The sequence below is a fragment of the Modestobacter versicolor genome, from assembly GCF_041028285.1.
GTDB lineage: Bacteria > Actinomycetota > Actinomycetes > Mycobacteriales > Geodermatophilaceae > Modestobacter > Modestobacter versicolor_A.
Genome location: NZ_JABGDB010000003.1, coordinates 472,257 through 490,413, shown reverse-complemented (window position 1 = coordinate 490,413; position 18,157 = coordinate 472,257). Strand labels below are relative to the sequence as shown.

At 74.7% G+C, this 18,157-nt stretch carries 16 protein-coding genes and 3 tRNA genes; 4 read left to right on the top strand and 15 right to left on the bottom strand.

The window, feature by feature from the left end:
- Positions 1-14 precede the first annotated feature (14 nt).
- The 9 genes from HL054_RS13685 to HL054_RS13645 all read right to left on the bottom strand — a co-directional run bounded on the left by HL054_RS13685 (position 15) and on the right by HL054_RS13645 (position 8,286).
- On the bottom strand, positions 15-1,442 hold the full coding sequence (locus HL054_RS13685) for a M1 family aminopeptidase (protein WP_369139559.1): 1,428 nt from the start codon (positions 1,440-1,442) through the stop codon (positions 15-17).
- A gap of 21 nt (positions 1,443-1,463) precedes the next feature.
- Positions 1,464-1,886, bottom strand: a complete 423-nt coding sequence (locus HL054_RS13680) for a MaoC/PaaZ C-terminal domain-containing protein (protein ID WP_369139558.1) — start codon at positions 1,884-1,886, stop codon at positions 1,464-1,466.
- Positions 1,883-2,329 (bottom strand): FAS1-like dehydratase domain-containing protein, encoded by a 447-nt coding sequence (locus tag HL054_RS13675; RefSeq protein ID WP_369139557.1) that lies wholly within the window; start codon positions 2,327-2,329, stop codon positions 1,883-1,885. Before HL054_RS13675 ends, HL054_RS13680 begins: the two co-directional genes overlap by 4 nt.
- Before the next feature lie 45 nt (positions 2,330-2,374).
- Positions 2,375-2,539 carry a 50S ribosomal protein L33 gene (rpmG, locus tag HL054_RS13670; protein WP_110553396.1) on the bottom strand — a complete coding sequence of 55 codons (165 nt, stop codon included), beginning with the start codon at positions 2,537-2,539 and terminating at the stop codon, positions 2,375-2,377.
- A 99-nt stretch (positions 2,540-2,638) separates the two neighbouring features.
- Positions 2,639-2,712: transfer RNA gene (locus HL054_RS13665), tRNA-Met, on the bottom strand.
- Positions 2,713-2,762: 50 nt separating this feature from the next.
- Positions 2,763-2,835, bottom strand: a tRNA-Thr gene (locus HL054_RS13660).
- 124 nt (positions 2,836-2,959) lie between these two features.
- The gene (locus HL054_RS13655; RefSeq protein WP_369139556.1) at positions 2,960-5,497 is read right to left on the bottom strand and encodes a putative bifunctional diguanylate cyclase/phosphodiesterase; all 2,538 of its coding nucleotides are present in this window, start codon (positions 5,495-5,497) and stop codon (positions 2,960-2,962) included.
- A gap of 438 nt (positions 5,498-5,935) precedes the next feature.
- A complete protein-coding gene (locus tag HL054_RS13650; protein ID WP_369139555.1) occupies positions 5,936-8,008 on the bottom strand; it encodes a hypothetical protein in 2,073 nt (690 codons plus the stop codon).
- Positions 8,005-8,286 carry a hypothetical protein gene (locus tag HL054_RS13645; protein WP_369139554.1) on the bottom strand — a complete coding sequence of 94 codons (282 nt, stop codon included), beginning with the start codon at positions 8,284-8,286 and terminating at the stop codon, positions 8,005-8,007. Before HL054_RS13645 ends, HL054_RS13650 begins: the two co-directional genes overlap by 4 nt.
- A 130-nt stretch (positions 8,287-8,416) precedes the next feature.
- Here HL054_RS13645 and HL054_RS13640 point away from each other — a divergent pair, with 130 nt between their 5' ends.
- Positions 8,417-8,857: a pilus assembly protein TadG-related protein gene (locus HL054_RS13640; RefSeq protein ID WP_369139553.1), complete on the top strand. Its 441-nt coding sequence runs from the start codon at positions 8,417-8,419 to the stop codon at positions 8,855-8,857.
- A gap of 47 nt (positions 8,858-8,904) precedes the next feature.
- Here HL054_RS13640 and HL054_RS13635 read toward each other — a convergent pair.
- Positions 8,905-8,986, bottom strand: a tRNA-Tyr gene (locus HL054_RS13635).
- 94 nt (positions 8,987-9,080) lie between these two features.
- Between HL054_RS13635 and HL054_RS13630 the strand changes: the two genes are divergently transcribed.
- Complete coding sequence (locus HL054_RS13630; RefSeq protein ID WP_369139552.1) at positions 9,081-9,572, top strand: YajQ family cyclic di-GMP-binding protein; 492 nt, start codon at positions 9,081-9,083, stop codon at positions 9,570-9,572.
- 34 nt (positions 9,573-9,606) lie between these two features.
- Here HL054_RS13630 and HL054_RS13625 read toward each other — a convergent pair whose 3' ends face one another.
- From HL054_RS13625 to htpX, 3 genes are all read right to left on the bottom strand, one after another.
- Positions 9,607-10,878, bottom strand: coding sequence for an MFS transporter (locus HL054_RS13625; protein ID WP_369139551.1), 1,272 nt, complete (start codon positions 10,876-10,878; stop codon positions 9,607-9,609).
- Positions 10,875-11,444 carry a winged helix-turn-helix domain-containing protein gene (locus HL054_RS13620; protein ID WP_369139550.1) on the bottom strand — a complete coding sequence of 190 codons (570 nt, stop codon included), beginning with the start codon at positions 11,442-11,444 and terminating at the stop codon, positions 10,875-10,877. The genes HL054_RS13625 and HL054_RS13620 overlap by 4 nt, the downstream gene beginning before the upstream one ends.
- Positions 11,445-11,541: 97 nt before the next feature.
- A complete protein-coding gene (gene htpX, locus HL054_RS13615) occupies positions 11,542-12,405 on the bottom strand; it encodes a zinc metalloprotease HtpX (RefSeq protein ID WP_369139549.1) in 864 nt (287 codons plus the stop codon).
- A gap of 222 nt (positions 12,406-12,627) precedes the next feature.
- Between htpX and HL054_RS13610 the strand changes: the two genes are divergently transcribed.
- Positions 12,628-14,577, top strand: coding sequence for a 2-oxoacid:acceptor oxidoreductase subunit alpha (locus tag HL054_RS13610; protein WP_369139548.1), 1,950 nt, complete (start codon positions 12,628-12,630; stop codon positions 14,575-14,577).
- Positions 14,574-15,695: a 2-oxoacid:ferredoxin oxidoreductase subunit beta gene (locus tag HL054_RS13605; protein WP_369139547.1), complete on the top strand. Its 1,122-nt coding sequence runs from the start codon at positions 14,574-14,576 to the stop codon at positions 15,693-15,695. Before HL054_RS13610 ends, HL054_RS13605 begins: the two co-directional genes overlap by 4 nt.
- Before the next feature lie 165 nt (positions 15,696-15,860).
- On the opposite strand, the gene HL054_RS13600 is transcribed toward HL054_RS13605, so the two are convergent.
- Positions 15,861-17,051, bottom strand: coding sequence for a PQQ-dependent sugar dehydrogenase (locus HL054_RS13600; RefSeq protein ID WP_369139546.1), 1,191 nt, complete (start codon positions 17,049-17,051; stop codon positions 15,861-15,863).
- Between the two features lie 12 nt (positions 17,052-17,063).
- Positions 17,064-18,077, bottom strand: a complete 1,014-nt coding sequence (locus tag HL054_RS13595) for a polyprenyl synthetase family protein (protein WP_369139545.1) — start codon at positions 18,075-18,077, stop codon at positions 17,064-17,066.
- Between the last annotated feature and the right edge of the window lie 80 nt (positions 18,078-18,157).

Genomic DNA, 18,157 nt, shown 5'->3' with positions numbered 1-18,157 from the left:
TCGCCCCGGGCAGGTCAGCCCGGCAGGTCCTCGGCGTCCAGGGCGCCGGCCTGCTGCAGCACGGCGAGCGCGGCGGGCAGGTCCGCCAGGGCAGCCGCGACGTCCGCCGGCGTGGCGATGGACCAGGCCGTCGCGTCCACGAAGCACCGCACCGCTGCGTCGAAGGCCTCCGCGCCGGCCTGCTCGCGGGCGGTGAGCAGCATCGCCGCGCCCTTGCCGTAGACGGCGGTGACGTACCGGCGGTCGTCGGCGAAGGAGGCCATCGAGCCGCCGACGTCGCCCTCGGCCGCCAGCAGCCGGGACACCCGGTCGGCGTCCGGCTCGCCGGTCACCGACTCGGCGTAGCTGGCGAAGGACTCGTCCAGCCACGGGTCGCGGAACTGGGAGTCGCCGACCATCCCGTAGAACCACATGTGCGCGACCTCGTGCACCAGCACCACCTCCGCGTCGCTGGCCAGCAGGATCGACGACGGGTACTCGATGCCGCCGCCGAAGTCCGGCAGCCACGGCACGGTGAGCGTGGCGTAGGGGAAGTCGCCGAACCGGGCGCCGAGCTGCTCGATCGCCTCCGCCGTGGCGCGCGCCAGCCGGGCCGGGTCGCGGCCCGAACCGGGCAGCACCCCGGTGGTGACGCGGACGCCGGCCACCTCGGTCTCGGCGGTGGTGAAGCGGCCCACGGCCACGCTGACGTCCCGGGCGACCGGCTCGTGCGACGTCCAGGTCCGCCGGCCCTCCCGGGCACGGGTCGGCTCGTCCTGGTCCCCGGTCATCAGCACGGTCAGGTCCGCCGGCGCCTCGACGGCGATCGTGGTGTCGCTGACCGGGCTGCTGGCCGTCTCGCCGGTCAGCGCGACGAACGGGTCGCGGGCCCAGCCGACACCGGGCTCCCAGGCGAGCAGCGGTGCGCCGCTGGCGAACCAGGACACGTCCGCCGCCGTGCCCAGCCGCTCGAAGCCGCCGTCGCCGAGGGACAGCGTGAAGTCCAGCTCCACCGCGGTGGACTCCCCCGCGGCCAGCTGCTCGGCCAGGGTGAGCACGTAGAGCCCGCCGGGCGCACCCGCGCCGGCCGACTCGTAGCCGCCGGCCACCACGTCGTCGCCGCGCGCCGCGTCGACGGTGAGCCGGTTGCCCACCGCGGTGGCGTCGGGCCCGTTGGGCACCAGGCGGAACACCAGCTCACCGGTGGGCCGGTCGGGGGTGAAGACGACGGACTCGGTGCCGGTGACGGTGCGCAGGTCCTCGGCGAGGGAGAACTCGAGGTCGACGACCGGCCGGTCGGGGTCCGGCGCGGCGCGCTCGGCGGGGCACCCCGCGGCGCCCGTGGCCGGCGCTGCGGCGGACGGAGCCGGTGCGGCGCTGCCGGGGGTGGCGCCGGTGCAGGCCGCGGTCGGCAGCAGCACCAGGCACAGCTCGGCCGCCAGGGCCGCAGGACGGCGACGCACGGAACGGCCCGACCGGCTGGGTCAGCCGAGCGCGACGACGGCGCGGGCGAGGGACAGGACCTTGTCCCCGCCGCTGGTCACGGTCAGGTCGACCCGCACCCGGCCGTCGTCGCCGACGGCGGCGACCCGCCCGCGGACGGTGAGCTCGGCGCCCTCGTCGTCGTCCGGGACGACGACCGGGCGGCTGAACCGCACCTGGTAGTCGACGACCGCGCCGGGGTCGCCCACCCACTGGCTGACGGCGCGGACGGCGATGCCGGCGGTGAGCATGCCGTGCGCGATGACACCGGGCAGGCCGACCTCGCGGGCGACCCGGTCGCTCCAGTGGATGACGTTGAGGTCACCGGACGCGCCGGCGTAGCGGACCAGGTCCGCGCGGGTGACCCGGGAGACCTGCTCGGGCAGGGCGGTGCCGACCTCGACGTCGGTCAGGCGGAGGGTCACGACGCGCCCCGGGCGACGAGCATCGAGCGGGTGGTGCAGACCAGCTCGCCGTCCTCGGTGGCCAGGTCGACCCGGGTGGTGAGCATGTCGTTGCCGGCCACGGTCCGGACCGCGTCGACGGTCGCGGTGGCCACCAGCCGGTCGCCGGCGCGGATCGGCCGGTGGTGGGTGAAGCGCTGCTCGCCGTGCACCACCCGGCTGTAGTCCAGCCCCACGTCGGGGTCCTCCACGACGACGTCGGCCGCCTGCAGGCTGAGGACGACGGCGAAGGTGGGCGGGGCGATCACGTCGGGGTGGCCGGCGGCGCGGGCGGCGGCCGGGTCCAGGTGGACCGGGTCGGGGTCACCGAGCGCCCGGGCGAACTCGGCGATCTTCTCGCGCCCCACCTCGTACACGGCAGAGGGCGGGTAGCCGCGCCCGACCAGTCCTGCGTCCAGCGCCATGCTCCCCGCCCTCTCGCCCTGCCTGTGTCGCGGCGACCGCTCCGGTCAGCGCGTCTCGCGGTGCAGCGTGTGCTTCCGGTCGGTCGGGCAGTACTTCTTCAGCTCGATCCGGTCGGGGTCGTTCCGCCGGTTCTTGCGGGTGATGTAGTTGCGGTTCTTGCACTCCTGGCAGGCCAGGGTGATCTTCGGACGGACGTCTGTGGCTGCCATGAGCGCTGTCCTCGCCTTGTTCTCGACTTCTCGGGTGGTGCACGCGGGTGGCGGGTGCCACACACGCCGACGGACCCCGCGAGCGGGGTCCGTCCGGGGTAGCGGTGACCGGACTTGAACCGGTGACACAGCGATTATGAGCCGCTTGCTCTACCAGGCTGAGCTACACCGCCGGGTGACCGCGCGGCCCGGTCTCTCGACTGGACCGGTGGTCTGTCCTACGAGCCCCTTTACGGAATCGAACCGTAGACCTTCTCCTTACCATGGAGACGCTCTGCCGACTGAGCTAAAGGGGCCTTGCTCGGGAGCAGGAGAGACTCTACCAAGCCGCTGTCGGCGGCCTGCCGACCCCCCTGTCACCGTGCCGGACGACTGTAACAGCCGGCGGGTGACGCCCTGGAACGGCCTCGCGGTCCTTCGTCAGGTGCGGACGAAGAGCCGGCGGTGCCGGGCGCCGGGAGTGGCGCTCCGGACGCCGGTGCGGGCCAGCAGCCAGGCCTCCAGGCGGTCCTCCGGCAGCGGGCGGCTGACCAGGAAGCCCTGCAGCTTGTCGCAGCCCATCTGGGCCAGCAGGTCGCGCGTCACCTCGTCCTCGACGCCCTCGGCGACGACGCGCAGCCCCAGGTTGTGGGCGAGCTCGACGATCGAGCGGGCGATGAAGGACTCGTTCTGGCTGGTCGACATGCCCAGCACGAAGGACTTGTCGATCTTCAGCTCGTCGATCGGCAGCAGCCGGAGCTGGGACAGCGAGGAGTACCCGGTGCCGAAGTCGTCCATCGACAGCCGCAGGCCCAGCGCGTGCAGGTCGGCCAGCACCGTGCTGTTGCGCACCGTGTCGTCGACGACGCTGCCCTCGGTGAGCTCGAGGGTGAGCAGCTCACCGGGCACCCCGTGGTGCCGCAGCGCGTTGCGCACCCGGGCCACCAGGTCCGGCTCGGACAGGCACCGGGCGGACAGGTTCACGGCGACCGACAGCGCGATGTCCTGGTCCAGCCAGCGCCGGCACCGGTCCAGCGCCCGGTCCAGCACGTGGTCGGTCAGCGACCCGATCCGGCCGATCTGCTCGGCCAGGCTGATGAAGTCGTCCGGGGGGATGTCGCCGTACCGCGGGTGCGCCCAGCGGACCAGGGTCTCCACCGAGACGATGTCCGCGGTGCGGGTGTCGATGATCGGCTGGAAGACCACGGTGATCTGGCCCTCGACCATCGCGGTCTCCAGCTCGGTGCCCAGCTGCAGCCGGCGCAGGCTCTGCTGGTCCAGGACCGGGTGGTAGGTGGCCACCCCGCCGGAGCTGTGCGCGGCCAGCAGCGCGACGTCGGCGCGCTGGATGAGCGTCCCGGAGTCCGAGCCGTGCACCGGGGCGGCCGCGACGCCGATGGTCAACGAGACCTCGAGGTCCAGGCCGGCGACCTGGGCGCGGGTGGAGGCGGCCTCGCGGAGCCGCCGGGCGGCGCGCTCGGTGGCCGGCAGCGACAGCCCGGGCAGCAGGACGGCGAACTGACCGCCCTCCATCCGGGCCACGACGGCCTGCGGCGGCGCGTGCTCGCGGAGCAGCCCGGCGGTGACCACCAGCAGCTCGTCGCTGGCCGCGTGGCCGAGGGTGTCGGTGACGTTGGTGTAGCCGTCCAGCGCCGCGAGGACCAGCCCGGCCCGGGCCGTCGACGGCTCGCCGAGCAGCAGCGCGTCGATCTCCGCGGCCAGCCGCTGGCGGTTGGGCAGCCCGGTCAGCCGGTCGTGGTCGGCGTCGTGGCGGATCTGGCTGAGCAGCTGCTGCTGCCGGATGGCGGCGTTGACGTGGGTGAGGACAGACTCCAGCGCGCCGCGGTCGCCCGGGGTGAAGCTGACGATGTCCGACCGCCGGTCGCAGACCTCGAGGTAGCCGGGCTCGCCGGCGGCGGTGGTGACCGGGGCGCCGAGCACCTCGCGGGCGCCGCGCCGCTGCAGCGCGGCGAGCTCCGGCTCGTCGGCGCGGGCGTGGGAGACCAGCACCGGGCCCTCCCCGTCGGCCTGCAGCGCGCGCCGGCGGATCAGGTCGTCCGGGTCGCCGGGGCCCTCGTACCACTGCGGCGAGCCCTCCCCGTCGACGACGAGCTGCGGGCCCTCGTCCAGGTAGGGCGGCAGCCAGAGCGCGACCCGGTCGGCGTTGAGCAGCTCGCGGACGGCGCGGACGATCTCCCGGGTGCCCTCCTCGTCGGGGCTCACCAGCTCCACCCGCCGGGCGAAGTCGTACACCCGCTGGACGGTCCGCCGCTCGCGCGAGGCGCGGCTGGACAACCGGAACAGCGCGACGAAGCCGAGCAGCAGCGGGATGATGAGGGTCCAGGCCCAGGCGTCGTCCTCGATGAGCAGCATGGCGATCACGCCGACGACGACGCTGAGCGGACCGACCACCGTGTTCGGCAGCGCGGCCACCCAGAACGACCAGCCGGGGAAGCCCTGGCTCAGCGTGATGGCGACCCCGACGCCGGCCATGCCCACCACGTGGGTGACCAGCGTGGCGATCGCCAGGGAGATCCAGGTCACCGGGTCGGTGACGTCCAGCGGGGGGAAGAGGGAGAGGACCGCGAGGGCCGCGGCGAGCTCGGCGACGCCGAGGGCGGCGTTGAAGGCCAGCTTCGCGCCCGGGTACCGCTGCCACGACCCGACGGCGACGATCGCGACGACCCGGGCGATGGCGGTCCAGGTGCCGCCGACCTCGACCAGTCCGACGACCACGGCGATCTCGGTCGGCGAGAGGGAGATCGTCTGCTTGCCGACCTCGAGGTCGAGCTGGACGGACTCGGTGAGCACCAGCACGGCCAGCAGGAGCAGGACCATCCACGGCGACGGCGTGGTCCACGCGGAGGGGAAGGTGGGCACCCCCACGGCGACGGTCACGGCGATCGCCAGCGCGGCGATGGTCCATGGCCGTCGGATCAGTGATGCTCCCGGCGGCTCGGGAGCCGCGAGCTGGGCCACGGTCAGCCTGTCTGTCGATTCGGCGTTCACCGAAGGTAACAGTGGCCAGGCACCGTGGACACGCGGCTCACCCTGACGGAGCAGACCGGTCCCGGGACCGCTCCGCCAGGGACACCGCGGTCAGGTCAGCGACCCCACTTCCAGCCCCGGCCCCACTTCCAGCCCCGGGCGGAGGAGTCGGCGGTGGCGAGGACGACGGCGCTGCGTGCGGACATGGGGATTCTCCTCGAGACGTGGCGAACGGATCGCGGCAGCCGCCCTCGCGGGGGCAGAGCGATGTCCGGCACAGACCGCAACCATGAGAGTGCAGGGGGTCACCCACACGGGGCAAGCGTTGACACGGCGTGGTGAAGTGATCTTCGCCGTGTCGTCACTCTCCGTGGCTTTCAGCGGATTCCCGGTATCGATCGAGTGAGCGTTCGCACCCGCACGGTCACCTCAACGCCTCGACCGGTGGGTCAGGTCCGGCAGGTCGACGTCGCCGAGCCGGTCCAGCAGCGTCTCCTCGGGTGCGGCCGGCCCGCCGAGGAGCCGGGTCGTGCGCTCGAACCCGGTGCGGGCGTCCGGGGCGGCGGAGGCGCCCAGGGTGCCGGTGGCGAACGCGACCACGTCGTCCCGGGTGCGCACGACGCCGGTGTCCGGCCCGATCTCCACCTCGCCGTCGGCCCCGAGGGCGTCGGCCAGCACGTCCTCGACCGCGCCGGCCACCTCGCCGGCCCCACGGGGCAGCAGCGCCACCGGCAGGCTGACCCCGAGCGTCCAGACGATCTGCCCGTCCACCGCCGCGCTCTGCGCCCGGGCCCAGTCCACCGCGTACCGGAGCCGCTGGCCGTACTCGAGCACCGCGACGTGCGCGCCGGCCACCGCGCCGGCCGTGACGCCGGCCGTGACGTCGGCCGTGACGTCGGCCGTGACGTCGGCCGTGACGTCGGCCGTGACGTCGGCCGTGACGCCGTCTGCTGCCCCGGCGTCGGCGGCCCGCACCGCGGCCCGGACCGCCCCGGTCAGCTCCTCGGCCGCTCCGGCGTCGGCCACCAGGTACCCGAGCCCGCGCAGCGCCGGGTCCCCGTCGGCGTCCGGCGCCCCACCCGCGACGGCGGCGCCCAGCACCGGCAGCACGACGTCGGGCCGGCCGGCCACCAGGGCGGTGAGCGCGGGCCGCAGCCCGGCCATCGCGCCGCGGTCGTCCACGACCCGGGCGGCGCTGCCCGGTGCCAGCCCCGCCCCCAGCGACACCAGCAGCGAGCGCGCCACCTGACCGGCCGCCGGCGCCGTCGCGGCGAGCTCCACCACCGCGGCGAGCGAGCCGGTGCCGCCGGGCCACGGCCGGCCGAGCAGGGTGGTCCAGGCGCCGGGGTCGGCCAGCAGTCGGGCCGCCCGGCTCGCGTCCCCGGACCGGGCCAGCGTCGCCAGCGCCGCCTCCACCGGGTCGGCGAGCAGGGCGCCCGCGGTGCCGCCCGCCCCCGCCCGGACCCCCTGGACCGCCTCCCGGTCCAGCAGCTGCCGGCCCCAGGTGGCGGCGAGCGCGGCCCCCGCGCCGGGCGCGGCCAGGACCAGCCCCATCGCCACCGCCAGCCCGTCGGCGGCGTCGTCCGGCGCGACGGGGTCGAGCCGGACGGCGGCCAGCACCTCGGCGGTGCTCCCGCCCGGGCTCCCGAGCGCACCGGCGAGCAGGCCGGCGAGCGGCTGGTCGGCCGCCTCCGCGCCTTCCGCGGCCGAGGCAGTCAGCGCCGTCAGCAGCCAGCGGACGCCGTCGGCGCCGAGCCGGTCGACCAGCGCGTCGGCGACGCCCGGGACCGCCGCGTACCGCTGCCACCGCACCGCCGCCGCGTCCAGGGCGGCGGCTGTGCCGGCGCCGGTGAGCTCGTCCGCCGCCCGGCGGCCCAGGTCGGCCAGCGCACCGCTCCCCCACCCGGGCAGCAGCCCGGCCAGCCGGACGGTGACCGCGGCGGCGTCGCCCGGGCGTCCGGTGCCGCCCAGCGGCCGGCCCGCCGCGGCGAGCACGGCCGCGGTGGCCCGGGCGTCGTCGTCCAGCGCGCCGAGCAGCGCCCGGTGCTCGGCGGCCGCGGCGGCCTCCTGCCCGGTGACGTCGGCGACCAGCCGGTCGGCGGCGGCCGACGTCACCGGCCCGCCGGCCTCGACCGCCGTCCCGACGAGCACGCCGAACCGTTCGGCGGCCGCGGCGAACCGGGCGCGCTGCTCCGCGCGCAGCTCCTCGACCCGCGCGGCCACGGCCAGCCACAGCTCCCGGTGACCGGCCAGCCGGCCGGCGGCCACGGTCAGCGCGTCGTGCAGGTCGGCGGCGACGGCGAGCGCCGCGGCGACCTCGCCGGCCGCGACCGTGGCGTCGGCCCCCTGCCACCCCGGGAGCGCGGCCGCCGGCCCGAGCAGGTGGCTGGTCAGGCCGGCGGCGTACCCCGCGGTGGCCAGCTGGTCCAGCACCGCGCCGAGCGCCTCGACCGAGCCCGGCGGGAGGGGTAAGGACGCCGGTGGCGGCAGGGAGGGCGTCACCGGGCGACCCCGCGGCCGGGCACCGGGAGGAGCCCGCCGTCCAACCCGAGCCACGAGTCGGCAGCGGCCGCGACGGCCCCGCCCAGCCAGCGCAGCTCGCCGGCCAGGCAGCGGCCCGCTGCGCCGGCGGCCTCGCCGAAGGCGGTGACCGCCCCGCCGAGCGGCCCGCCGACCGGGTCGCCGGGCAGCGCGGCCGCGACCCGGTCCGCCGGGGTCGACGCGGCGTCCAGCACGCCGGCGAGGGCGTACAGCTGCTCGGGCACCACCTCGATCGCCATGCGCCGAGTCTGTCGGCTCCGGCGGCCCTCCCCGGCCGTCGTCCACAGGGGCGGTGCGCACCGTCCGGGCCCTCACCCGACCGGTGGACGACGCACCCGGAGACCACCGGACGAGCTCTACGCTGCGCGCGTGCGACCGGTCAGCCAGGACACCGCCGACCCCGAGGCCGGGTCGACGCTGCCCTTCGTGCTGGTCTGCTGGCTGGTCGCCGCGCTGATGGCCTTCGGTGCCATCGCCGCCTCCGACGCCTTCCTGGAGCAGCAGGAGGTGCAGTCGATCTGCGACGGCGCGGCCCTGGCGGCGGCCAACGAGGCCGACGAGGCGGCGCTCTACGCACTCGGCGTGGGCGCCCAGCTCCCGCTGACCCGGGCGGCCGCCGAGGCCGCGGTCGCCGACCAGCTGGCCGACGCCGGCGTCCGGCTGGACTCCTGGTCGGCGGAGACAGACGGCGCCGAGGTGACCGTGCGCTGCACCCGGTCGGTGCAGATCGCCTTCGACTGGCTGTTCCTCGCCGGTGAGCCGCTGGAGCGGACCGCGGTGGCCAGCGCACGCGCACCGACGGCCCCGTGACGGACGACGGCCCCCGACCGTGAGGTCGGGGGCCGTCGCACCACGTGTGGCGGGTGAAGGATTCGAACCTTCGTAGGCTAAGCCGACGGATTTACAGTCCGCTCCCATTGGCCACTCGGGCAACCCGCCGCGTGCTGGTGCCGGATGAGCTTACAAGACGGTGGTCGGCGGACCGGGCAGGGCCCGACGAGCCGGTCCACCCGACGAGAGACAGGAGACAGTCATGGCCGATGCGTCCTTCGACGTCGTGAGCAAGGTCGACCGCCAGGAGGTCGACAACGCGCTGAACCAGGCGGGCAAGGAGCTGTCGCAGCGCTTCGACTTCCGCGGGGTCAACGCCACGATCGCCTGGGCCGGCGAGGAGGCGGTGACCCTGCAGGCCGACACCGAGGAGCGGGTGGCCGCGGCACTCGAGGTCTTCAAGGAGAAGCTCGTCAAGCGGGGCATCTCGATGAAGGCGCTGGACGCCGACGACCCGCAGCCCTCCGGCAAGGTCTACAAGATCTCCGCGCGGATCCAGCAGGGCATCGCCTCGGACAAGGCCAAGGAGATCTCCAAGGCCATCCGGGACGAGGGTCCCAAGGGCGTGCAGGCGCAGATCCAGGGCGACCAGCTGCGGGTCAGCGGCAAGAAGCGCGACGACCTGCAGGCGGTGCAGCAGCTGCTCAAGAGCAAGGACTTCGAGATCGCGCTGCAGTTCGACAACTACCGCTGAGCTCCCGCGGACGCGGAGGCGCCCCGGCCGGCCGTCAGCCCGCCGGCCGGGACGCCCGTGCGGTCCGCGGCAGCACCAGCAGCGTCACCAGGGCCGCGGCGGCGTAGAGGCCGGCCTGCACCTCCATCAGCGGCAGCGTGCCGACCACCTCCTGCAGCGCGCCGCCGGCGAGGATGCCCACCGCCTGCCCCAGGGCCTGGCCGAGCCCGAGCGCCGCGAAGACGCTGCCGCGCCGCCCGTCGGGGGCCGCCTGCTGCAGCAGGCTGGTCAGGCCGGCGCCCATGAGCACGGCCGGCGCGCCGATCACCCCGAAGAGCACGGCGTAGACGGTCATGGCCTGGGTCAGGAACGAGGCGTTCCAGGCGATCGCCGTGATCACCGCGAACCCGAGGGCGCCGGCGAGGGTGAGCCGCAGGACGTCGAGTCGCGCGCCGAGCACGCCGAGCACCGCGCCGGCGGCGATCGCACCGACCGCCTGCACCCCGCGCAGCAGGCCGACGTCCGCCTCGTCCCCGCCGAGGACGTCGGTGACGAAGAAGACGAACAGCACCAGGAAGAGCCCCTGCGCCACGGCGGCGAGGACCACGACCGCGATCGGGACGCCGGTGCCCGGGTCGCGGAACGCGCGGACCACACCGCCACCGCGGCGCACCCCCGGTCCGGGGCTGGACCCCGGGCCGCGCACCGCCCGCTGCCGGGGCAGGGTCGCGACGAGGCCGGCGGCCACCAGGTAGGTCGCGACGTCGACGAGGGCCACACCGCCGAGTCCGGAGACGGCGAGCAGGACGCCACCGAGCGGACCTCCGACGACCCGGCCCAGGTCGTTGTTCAACCCGACGAGGGCGTTGGCGGACACCACCCGCTCCGGCCCCACCAGGGTCGGCAGCACGGCGTTCTTGGCCGGTTCGAACACCGTCGCGAAGGTCGCCTGGGCGACGATGACGCCGAAGACCACCGGCAGGTCGGACCGGTCGTGCACCGCGAGCAGCGGCAGCAGCGACCCGGCCTGGGCCAGCAGCGCCCCGACCATGACCCCCCGGGCGGGCAGCCGGTCGACCAGCCGGCCCACCAGCGGGGCGAGGAGGACCGGGGGCACCAGCTCGAGCAGGAAGGCGATCGCGGTGCCGAAGGCGGACCCGGTCAGCTGCAGCACCACCAGCGGCAGCGCGATGAACATCAGCCAGTCCCCGGCGTCGGAGACGATGCCGGCCACCCACAACCGGCGGAACGCGGGCACGGCCAGCGCCGACCCACCCCTCGGGCGGCCGGTCGCCACCTCCTCGGTCGGGGCGCCGGCCCCGCTCACGACCGCGGGCCGAAGGGCAGCCGCGGGAACGCCGTGACCGCCAGGTGCACGTGCTCGGCGTCGGCCGGCGCGTCGGTGCGGGTGGCCTGGATGTAGGGCCGGACGACGTCGTCGATGCGCTGGACCACCTCGGCGAGCTCGGCCGGCGACAGCGCGAGGCCGTAGGTCTCGTGCGCGTCCACCGCCCGCCACTCCGCCGGGGCGTCCTCGCGCCCGCGCAGGTACTCCCGCGAGAGGTGGTGGTCGAGCTCCACCGACGCCGCGAGCATCCGGGTGACCCCCGCCTCCGCGTCCGGGTCGTCGGCGCCGACGGAGAACCCGGTGAGGGTGGCCCGCCACGGCCGGGACCTGCCGTCCCCGGACCCGTCCGGCTCGACCAGGCCGTGCGCGGCGAGCACGCGCAGGTGGTAGCTGCAGTTCGACGGGGTGTCCCCGACGGCGCGGGCGCACTGGGAGGCGGTGGCCGGGCCGGCCGACATGAGGTAGCCCAGCACGTCCAGCCGCACGGGGTGGGCCAGCGCGTCGAGCACGGCGGGGTCGGTGAGGCGGGCGCGACGTCCCTGCACGGTGGGTCCCCCGATCTGAAAGGTCTTTTCAGGACCCTAGGACGGGACGGCGCGACCTGCAAGGCTCTTTCAGGTCCGGGCCGGCGAGATCCGCCGGCTACTGCTCGCGGGCCAGCTGCTGCAGCCGGGCGATCCGCTCCGCCATGGGCGGGTGGGTGGCGAACATCGACGCCATGCCCTGACCTCGGAACGGGTTGGCGATCATCAGGTGGCTCTGGGTCACGAGCCGGTCGTCCTGCGGCAGCGGCCGCGCGGCGACTCCCCGCTCCAGCTTGGCCAGGGCGCTGGCCAGCGCCAGCGGGTCGTGCGACAGCTCCGCACCCGAGGCGTCGGCCTGGTACTCGCGGCTGCGGCTGACCGCCATCTGCACCAGGCCGGCGGCGAGCGGGCCGAGCACGATCAGCAGCAGGCCGCCGACCATGCCACCGCCCTCACGGTCCTCGGAGCGGCCGCCGAACAGCGAGGCGAACACCGCCATGTGCGCCAGGTAGGTGATCACCGTGGCCATCGCGCCGGCCACCGAGCTGATCAGGATGTCCCGGTTGTAGACGTGCGACAGCTCGTGGGCCAGCACCCCGCGCAGCTCGCGGCGGTCCAGCAGCTCGAGGATGCCCTGGGTGCAGCAGACCGCGGCGTTGCGCGGGTTCCGGCCGGTCGCGAAGGCGTTCGGCTGCGTGGTCGGGCTGACGTAGAGCCGCGGCATCGGCTGGCGCGCCTCGGTGGCCAGCTCCCGCACGATCGCGTACAGCTGCGGCGCCTGCGTCTCGGTCACCGGGAAGGCCCGCATCGCACGCAGCGCCAGCCTGTCGGAGTTGAAGTACGCCCAGCCGTTGACGCCCAGGGCGACCACCAGGGCGATCAGCAGGCCACCACGACCGAAGGCGCTGCCGACGAGCAGGATGAGGCCGCCCATGAGGCCGAGCAGCACGGCCGTCTTCAGCCCGTTGGTCCACCGTTGCACGCCGGGTAGAACGTGGCCTGGCCGGTCCCCGTTCCCCGGTCGACGTGCACCACCCCGGCAGGGAAGGGCACCCTGTGTGGGTTGCCTCACGTTCACCGATCGCCGGGTCGGGGCCGGGGGCGCGCACGTAACCTGGCGGGTCGGAGGTACCTCACACAGATGACTGGCACCACAGGCACCGATCCCGGAATCAGCCCCGCCGCAGGCGGCGTTGGCCCCGGCATGGACCGTGCAGCCCACAGCTCCGCCCCCGGCGGCCTCGTCAAGAGCGTCATCGAGCTCGACCGGGTCGTCATCCGGCTGGCCGGTGACTCCGGCGACGGCATGCAGCTGACCGGCGGCCGCTTCACCAGCGAGACCGCGTCGTTCGGCAACGACCTGTCGACGCTGCCCAACTTCCCCGCCGAGATCCGGGCGCCCACGGGCACCCTGCCGGGGGTCAGCTCCTTCCAGCTGCACTTCGCCGACCACGACATCATGACCCCGGGTGACGCACCCGACGTGCTGGTCGTGATGAACCCGGCCGCGCTCAAGGCCAACCTGATGGACCTGCCCGGCGGCGGCCTGCTCATCGCCGACTCCGACGAGTTCACCCCGCGGAACCTGGCCAAGGTCGGGTACGCCGAGAACCCGCTCGAGGACGGCTCGCTGGACAAGTGGCAGCTGGTCAGCGTGCCGCTGACCTCGATGACCACCGACGCGCTCGCGGACTCCGGCCTGGGCAAGAAGGAGGCCGAGCGGAGCAAGAACATGTTCACCCTCGGCCTGCTCAGCTGGATGTACCACCGGCCGACCGAGGGCACCATCCGCTTCCTCGAGCGCCAGTTCCGCCGCAAGCCGCAGATCGCCGCGGCCAACATCGCCGCCTTCCGGGCCGGCTTCAACTACGGCGAGACGACGGAGGCCTTCGCGGTCTCCTACGAGGTCAAGCCCGCGCCGATGGCCCCGGGCAAGTACCGGCACATCTCCGGCAACCAGGCGCTGTCCTACGGGATCGTCGCCGCCGGACAGCGCTCGGGCCTGCCGGTGTTCCTGGGCGCCTACCCGATCACCCCGGCCAGCGACATCCTGCACGAGCTGTCCAAGCACAAGTCCTTCGGCGTCCGCACGTTCCAGGCCGAGGACGAGATCGCCGGCATCGGGGCCGCCCTGGGCGCCTCGTTCGGCGGGGCGCTGGGCGTGACGACGACGTCCGGCCCGGGGGTCGCGCTCAAGGCCGAGACCATCGGCCTGGCCGTGATGACCGAGCTGCCGCTGCTCATCGTCGACGTGCAGCGCGGCGGCCCGTCCACCGGGCTGCCCACCAAGACCGAGCAGAGCGACCTGCTGCAGGCGCTGTTCGGCCGCAACGGCGAGGCGCCGGTCCCGGTGATCGCGCCCCGCTCCCCCGGTGACTGCTTCGACGCGACGCTGGAGGCGGTGCGCATCGCGCTGACCTACCGGACGCCGGTCATCCTGCTGTCCGACGGCTACCTGGCCAACGGCGCCGAGCCCTGGTCCATCCCGGCCGTCGACGAGCTGCCCGACCTCCGGGTCGAGTTCGCCACCGCGCCCAACGGCGACGACGGCGAGTTCCTGCCCTACCTGCGCGACCCCGAGACGCTCGCGCGTCCGTGGGCGGTGCCGGGCACCGCGGGGCTGCAGCACCGCATCGGTGGGCTGGAGAAGGCCGACCGGACCGGCAACATCTCCTACGACGCGGACAACCACGACTTCATGGTCCGCACCCGGCAGGCCAAGATCGACGGCATCGCCGCGTCGATCCCGCCGACCGAGGTCGACGACCCCACCGGGGACGCGTCGGTCGCGGTCATCGGCTGGGGCTCCACCTACGGCCCCATCGGGGCCGCCTGCCGGCGGATCCGCGCCTCGGGCCGCTCCATCGCCCAGGTCCACCTGCGCCACCTCAACCCGCTGCCGGCCGACCTGGGCGAGATCCTCGCCCGGTACGACCGAGTGGTCTGCCCCGAGATGAACCTGGGCCAGCTGGCCATGGTCCTGCGGGCGAAGTACCTGGTGGACGTGCACAGCCACACCCAGGTGCGCGGGCTGCCGTTCCGCGCCGCGGAGCTGGCCGCCGTCTTCCAGGACGTCATCGACGGCACCACCGGGACGGTCGCCACCCTCGACACCGGCTCCGACACCCCTGCACAGACGGGAGCGGCCCTGTGACCGCCATCGAGTCCACGAACGCGCACGTGCACGACCTCGGCATGCCCGGCGGCCCGGACGTCACCACGATCTCCGGCGCCATCGACGCCTCCATCGCGGCCAGCGGTCCCAAGCAGACCGATCTCAAGGCCCGCGACCTCAAGACCGACCAGGAGGTGCGCTGGTGCCCCGGGTGCGGTGACTACGTCATCCTCAACGCGGTCCAGAGCTTCCTGCCCAGCCTCGGCATCGCGCGCGAGGACATGGTCATCATCTCCGGCATCGGGTGCTCGAGCCGTTTCCCGTACTACATGAACACCTACGGGATGCACTCGATCCACGGCCGCGCCCCGGCCATCGCGACCGGCCTGGCGGCGTCCCGGCCGGACCTGTCGGTGTGGGTCGTCACCGGGGACGGCGACGCGCTGTCCATCGGCGGCAACCACCTGATCCACACGCTGCGCCGCAACGTGAACCTGACGATCCTGCTGTTCAACAACCGGATCTACGGGCTCACCAAGGGGCAGTACTCGCCGACCAGCGAGGTCGGGAAGGTCACCAAGTCCACCCCGATGGGCTCGATCGACGCCCCGTTCAACCCGGTGTCACTGGCCCTGGGCGCGGACGCCACCTTCGTGGGCCGGGCCATGGACTCCGACCGCAAGGGGCTCACCGACGTGCTCCGGCAGGCCGCCGAGCACCAGGGCACCTCCCTGGTCGAGATCTACCAGAACTGCAACATCTTCAACGACGGCGCGTTCGAGCTGCTCAAGGACCCGCACACCGGCCCGATGTGGACCATCCCGCTGGTGCACGGCCAGCCGCTGGTCTTCGGTCCCGGTGGCGCGTCGTGCGTCGTCCGGGACGACTTCGGGGGCCTGCGGATCGCCGAGACCAACCAGGTCGACGCGTCCCAGATCGTGGTCCACGACGCGCACCGCGAGGACCCCTCGTACGCGTTCGCGCTGTCCCGGCTGTCCAGCCAGGACCTGCGCTACAGCCCGATGGGCGTCTTCCGGAAGGTCGTCAAGCCCAGCTACGACCGGATGATGGCCGACCAGCTCGAGGACGCCGCGGCGCAGGAGCCGGCCGACCTCGACGCCCTGCTCGCCGGCAACGACAGCTGGACGGTGAGCTGAGCACATCGTGATCCTCCGGATCACACCGCGGCCAGGAGCCGTGCCCGGCCGGCCCTGAGCCCATTCCCGTGCCACCTCGGGAGGGCCTCCGGCCCCCCGCTCGGCGTCACCCGCTGCGCGGTCCGTACCGGCCCGTCCCCGACTCGGGGGCGGGCCGGTCTGCGGTCAGCCCGGCGTGACCCGCAGGATCCTGTCCTCGCCGTCGCCGTTGTCGGTGGTGACGTAGAGGACGCCGTCCTCGCCGGCCTGGGGGGAGCGCAGCCGGCCGAAGGTGTCCTCGAGCTCGGGCACCCGGAACTGCTCCTGCACCGTGCCGTCCTCGGCCAGCCGCAGCGCCAGCAGGCCGGTGTCCTTCTGCACGCCGGCGACGAGCAGCCCGTCGTAGCTGCCCCAGGCCTCCCCGGTGAGCACGCCCAGCCCGGAGACGGCGATGGTCGGGTCGCCGGAGGACCAGACCGCGTCGACCACGTCCGGCCGCTCCAGGTCGGTCATCGGCACGCTCTCGTCGTAGCCGCCGTCGTCGCCGTCCGGGTCGTAACCGTAGTCGCCGCCGGGCACCGACCGGTTGACCTCGTCGTCCCGCTCGGTGCCCTGCTCGGCGGTGTAGACCTCGCCGGTCGCCGGGTGCACGGCGATCCCCTGCACGTTGCGGTGGCCGTAGCTCAGCACCAGCCGGGTCGCGGGGTCCGCGGCGTCGGCGAACGGGTTGCCGGCGGCGGGGGCGCCGGTCGCCGGGTCGACCCGCAGCACCTTCCCGGCCAGGCTGGTGAGGTCCTGCGGGTTGCTGCCGACGGCGTTGTCGCCGGTGCCCACCAGCAGCGCGCCGGTCGGGTCGAACCGCAGCCGGCAGCCGCCGTGCCGGCCGGACTCCCGGTTGACCGGGATGCCGCCGAGCAGCGGGTCGGCCACCCGGGTGGCCGTGGTCCAGTCCTCGTCGACGGTCCAGGCGATGACCTGCACCTCGGCGCCACCGGCCTCCTGCACGCCCTGGCAGCTGAAGAAGCGCCGGCTGTCGGCGAAGTCCGGGGCGAGGACGAGGCCCATCAGCCCGGTCTCACCGCGGGCGAAGAGGTCGTCGAGGTCGGCGCGCACCGGCTGCACGGAGCCGTCGGGCCGGACGGCGGTGAAGCCCCCGGAGCGCTCGTCCAGCAGCAGCGTGCCGTCCGGGGCCACCGCCACGTCCCACGGGCGGTCGAGGCCGTCCAGCACCGTCTCCACGGTCAGCGTGGGCGCCTCCGCCGGGGGCTCGGCGGTCGGGACGGCGGACGACGGGGACGGGTCCGCACCGCAGCCGGCGAGCAGCAGGACGAACGCCGTGCAGGGCCCCAGTGCGCGCGCGCGAGTGCTGGGGGGCATGGGGGTCCTTCCTCAGCTCGTGCGGGTGACCACGTACGTGCAGAGCGCGGACAGCGCCTCGCGCACCGGACCGTCCGGGACGGCGTCCAGCCGGGCGCGGGCCCGGTCGGCGTACTCGCCGAGCACGGCGGTGGCGCGGGCGAGGGACGCGGAGCTGCGCAGCAGCGCGAGCGCCTCGGCGTGGTCGGCCTCGTCGACCACCGGGCCGGCGACCAGCTCGCGCAGCCGGGCCTCGGCCGGGTCGTCCCCGGCGAGGGCGAACAGCACCGGCAGGGTGGCGATGCCCTCGCGCAGGTCGGTGCCGGGCGACTTCCCGGAGGCACCGCCCTCGCTGACGATGTCCAGCAGGTCGTCGGAGAGCTGGAAGGCGACGCCGACCTCCTCGCCGAAGGCGGCCAGGGCGGTGACCAGCGCGGGCTCGGCGCCGGCGAAGGAGGCACCGAACCGGGCCGAGGTGGCGACCAGCGAGCCGGTCTTGTCGGCCAGCACGGCGAGGTAGTGGTCGACCGGGTCCTCCCCCGGGCCGGCGCCCACGGTCTCCCGGAGCTGACCGGTGACCAGCCGCTCGAAGGTCTGCGCCTGCACCCGCACCGCCTCGGGCCCGAGGTCGGCCAGCCGGTCCGACGCCCGGGCGAAGAGGAAGTCGCCGGTCAGGATGGCGACGCTGTTGCTCCAGCGGCTGTTGGCGCTGGGCGCCCCGCGGCGCACGGACGCCTCGTCCATCACGTCGTCGTGGTACAGCGTGGCCAGGTGGGTCAGCTCGCAGACCACGGCGGCCTGGACGACCTCGGGGGCCTCGGCGTCGCCGAGCTGGGCGGCGAGCAGCGCCAGCATCGGGCGGAAGCGCTTGCCGCCGGCGGCCATCAGGTGACCGGCGGCCTCGCTGACGAACGAGTGGTCACTGGCGACCGCGGTGGCGAGCTCCGCCTCGACCCGGGCCAGGCCGTCGGCCAGCGCGCTGCCCAGCTCACCCTCGGGCAGCCAGGGCCCGATCGAGGAGGCCGGGGTGGAAGGCCGGTGCCACAACGGGGACTCCTGGTGGTCTCTGCGTCCACGGGCCCGCGGGCTGGTGGTGCCGGCTCCGGTCATCGCGGCCGAAGATACAG

What these genes read in the sequence shown, in the direction of transcription:
- HL054_RS13675 (WP_369139557.1), bottom strand. Translation starts at nt 2,329, where the DNA reads ATGGCGCTGGACGCAGGACTGGTCGGGCGCGGCTACCCGCCCTCTGCC.
- rpmG (WP_110553396.1), bottom strand. Translation starts at nt 2,539, where the DNA reads ATGGCAGCCACAGACGTCCGTCCGAAGATCACCCTGGCCTGCCAGGAG.
- HL054_RS13645 (WP_369139554.1), bottom strand. Translation starts at nt 8,286, where the DNA reads ATGGCGATCGAGGTGGTGCCCGAGCAGCTGTACGCCCTCGCCGGCGTG.
- HL054_RS13630 (WP_369139552.1), top strand. Translation starts at nt 9,081, where the DNA reads ATGGCCGATGCGTCCTTCGACGTCGTGAGCAAGGTCGACCGCCAGGAG.
- HL054_RS13610 (WP_369139548.1), top strand. Translation starts at nt 12,628, where the DNA reads ATGGACCGTGCAGCCCACAGCTCCGCCCCCGGCGGCCTCGTCAAGAGC.
- HL054_RS13600 (WP_369139546.1), bottom strand. Translation starts at nt 17,051, where the DNA reads ATGCCCCCCAGCACTCGCGCGCGCGCACTGGGGCCCTGCACGGCGTTC.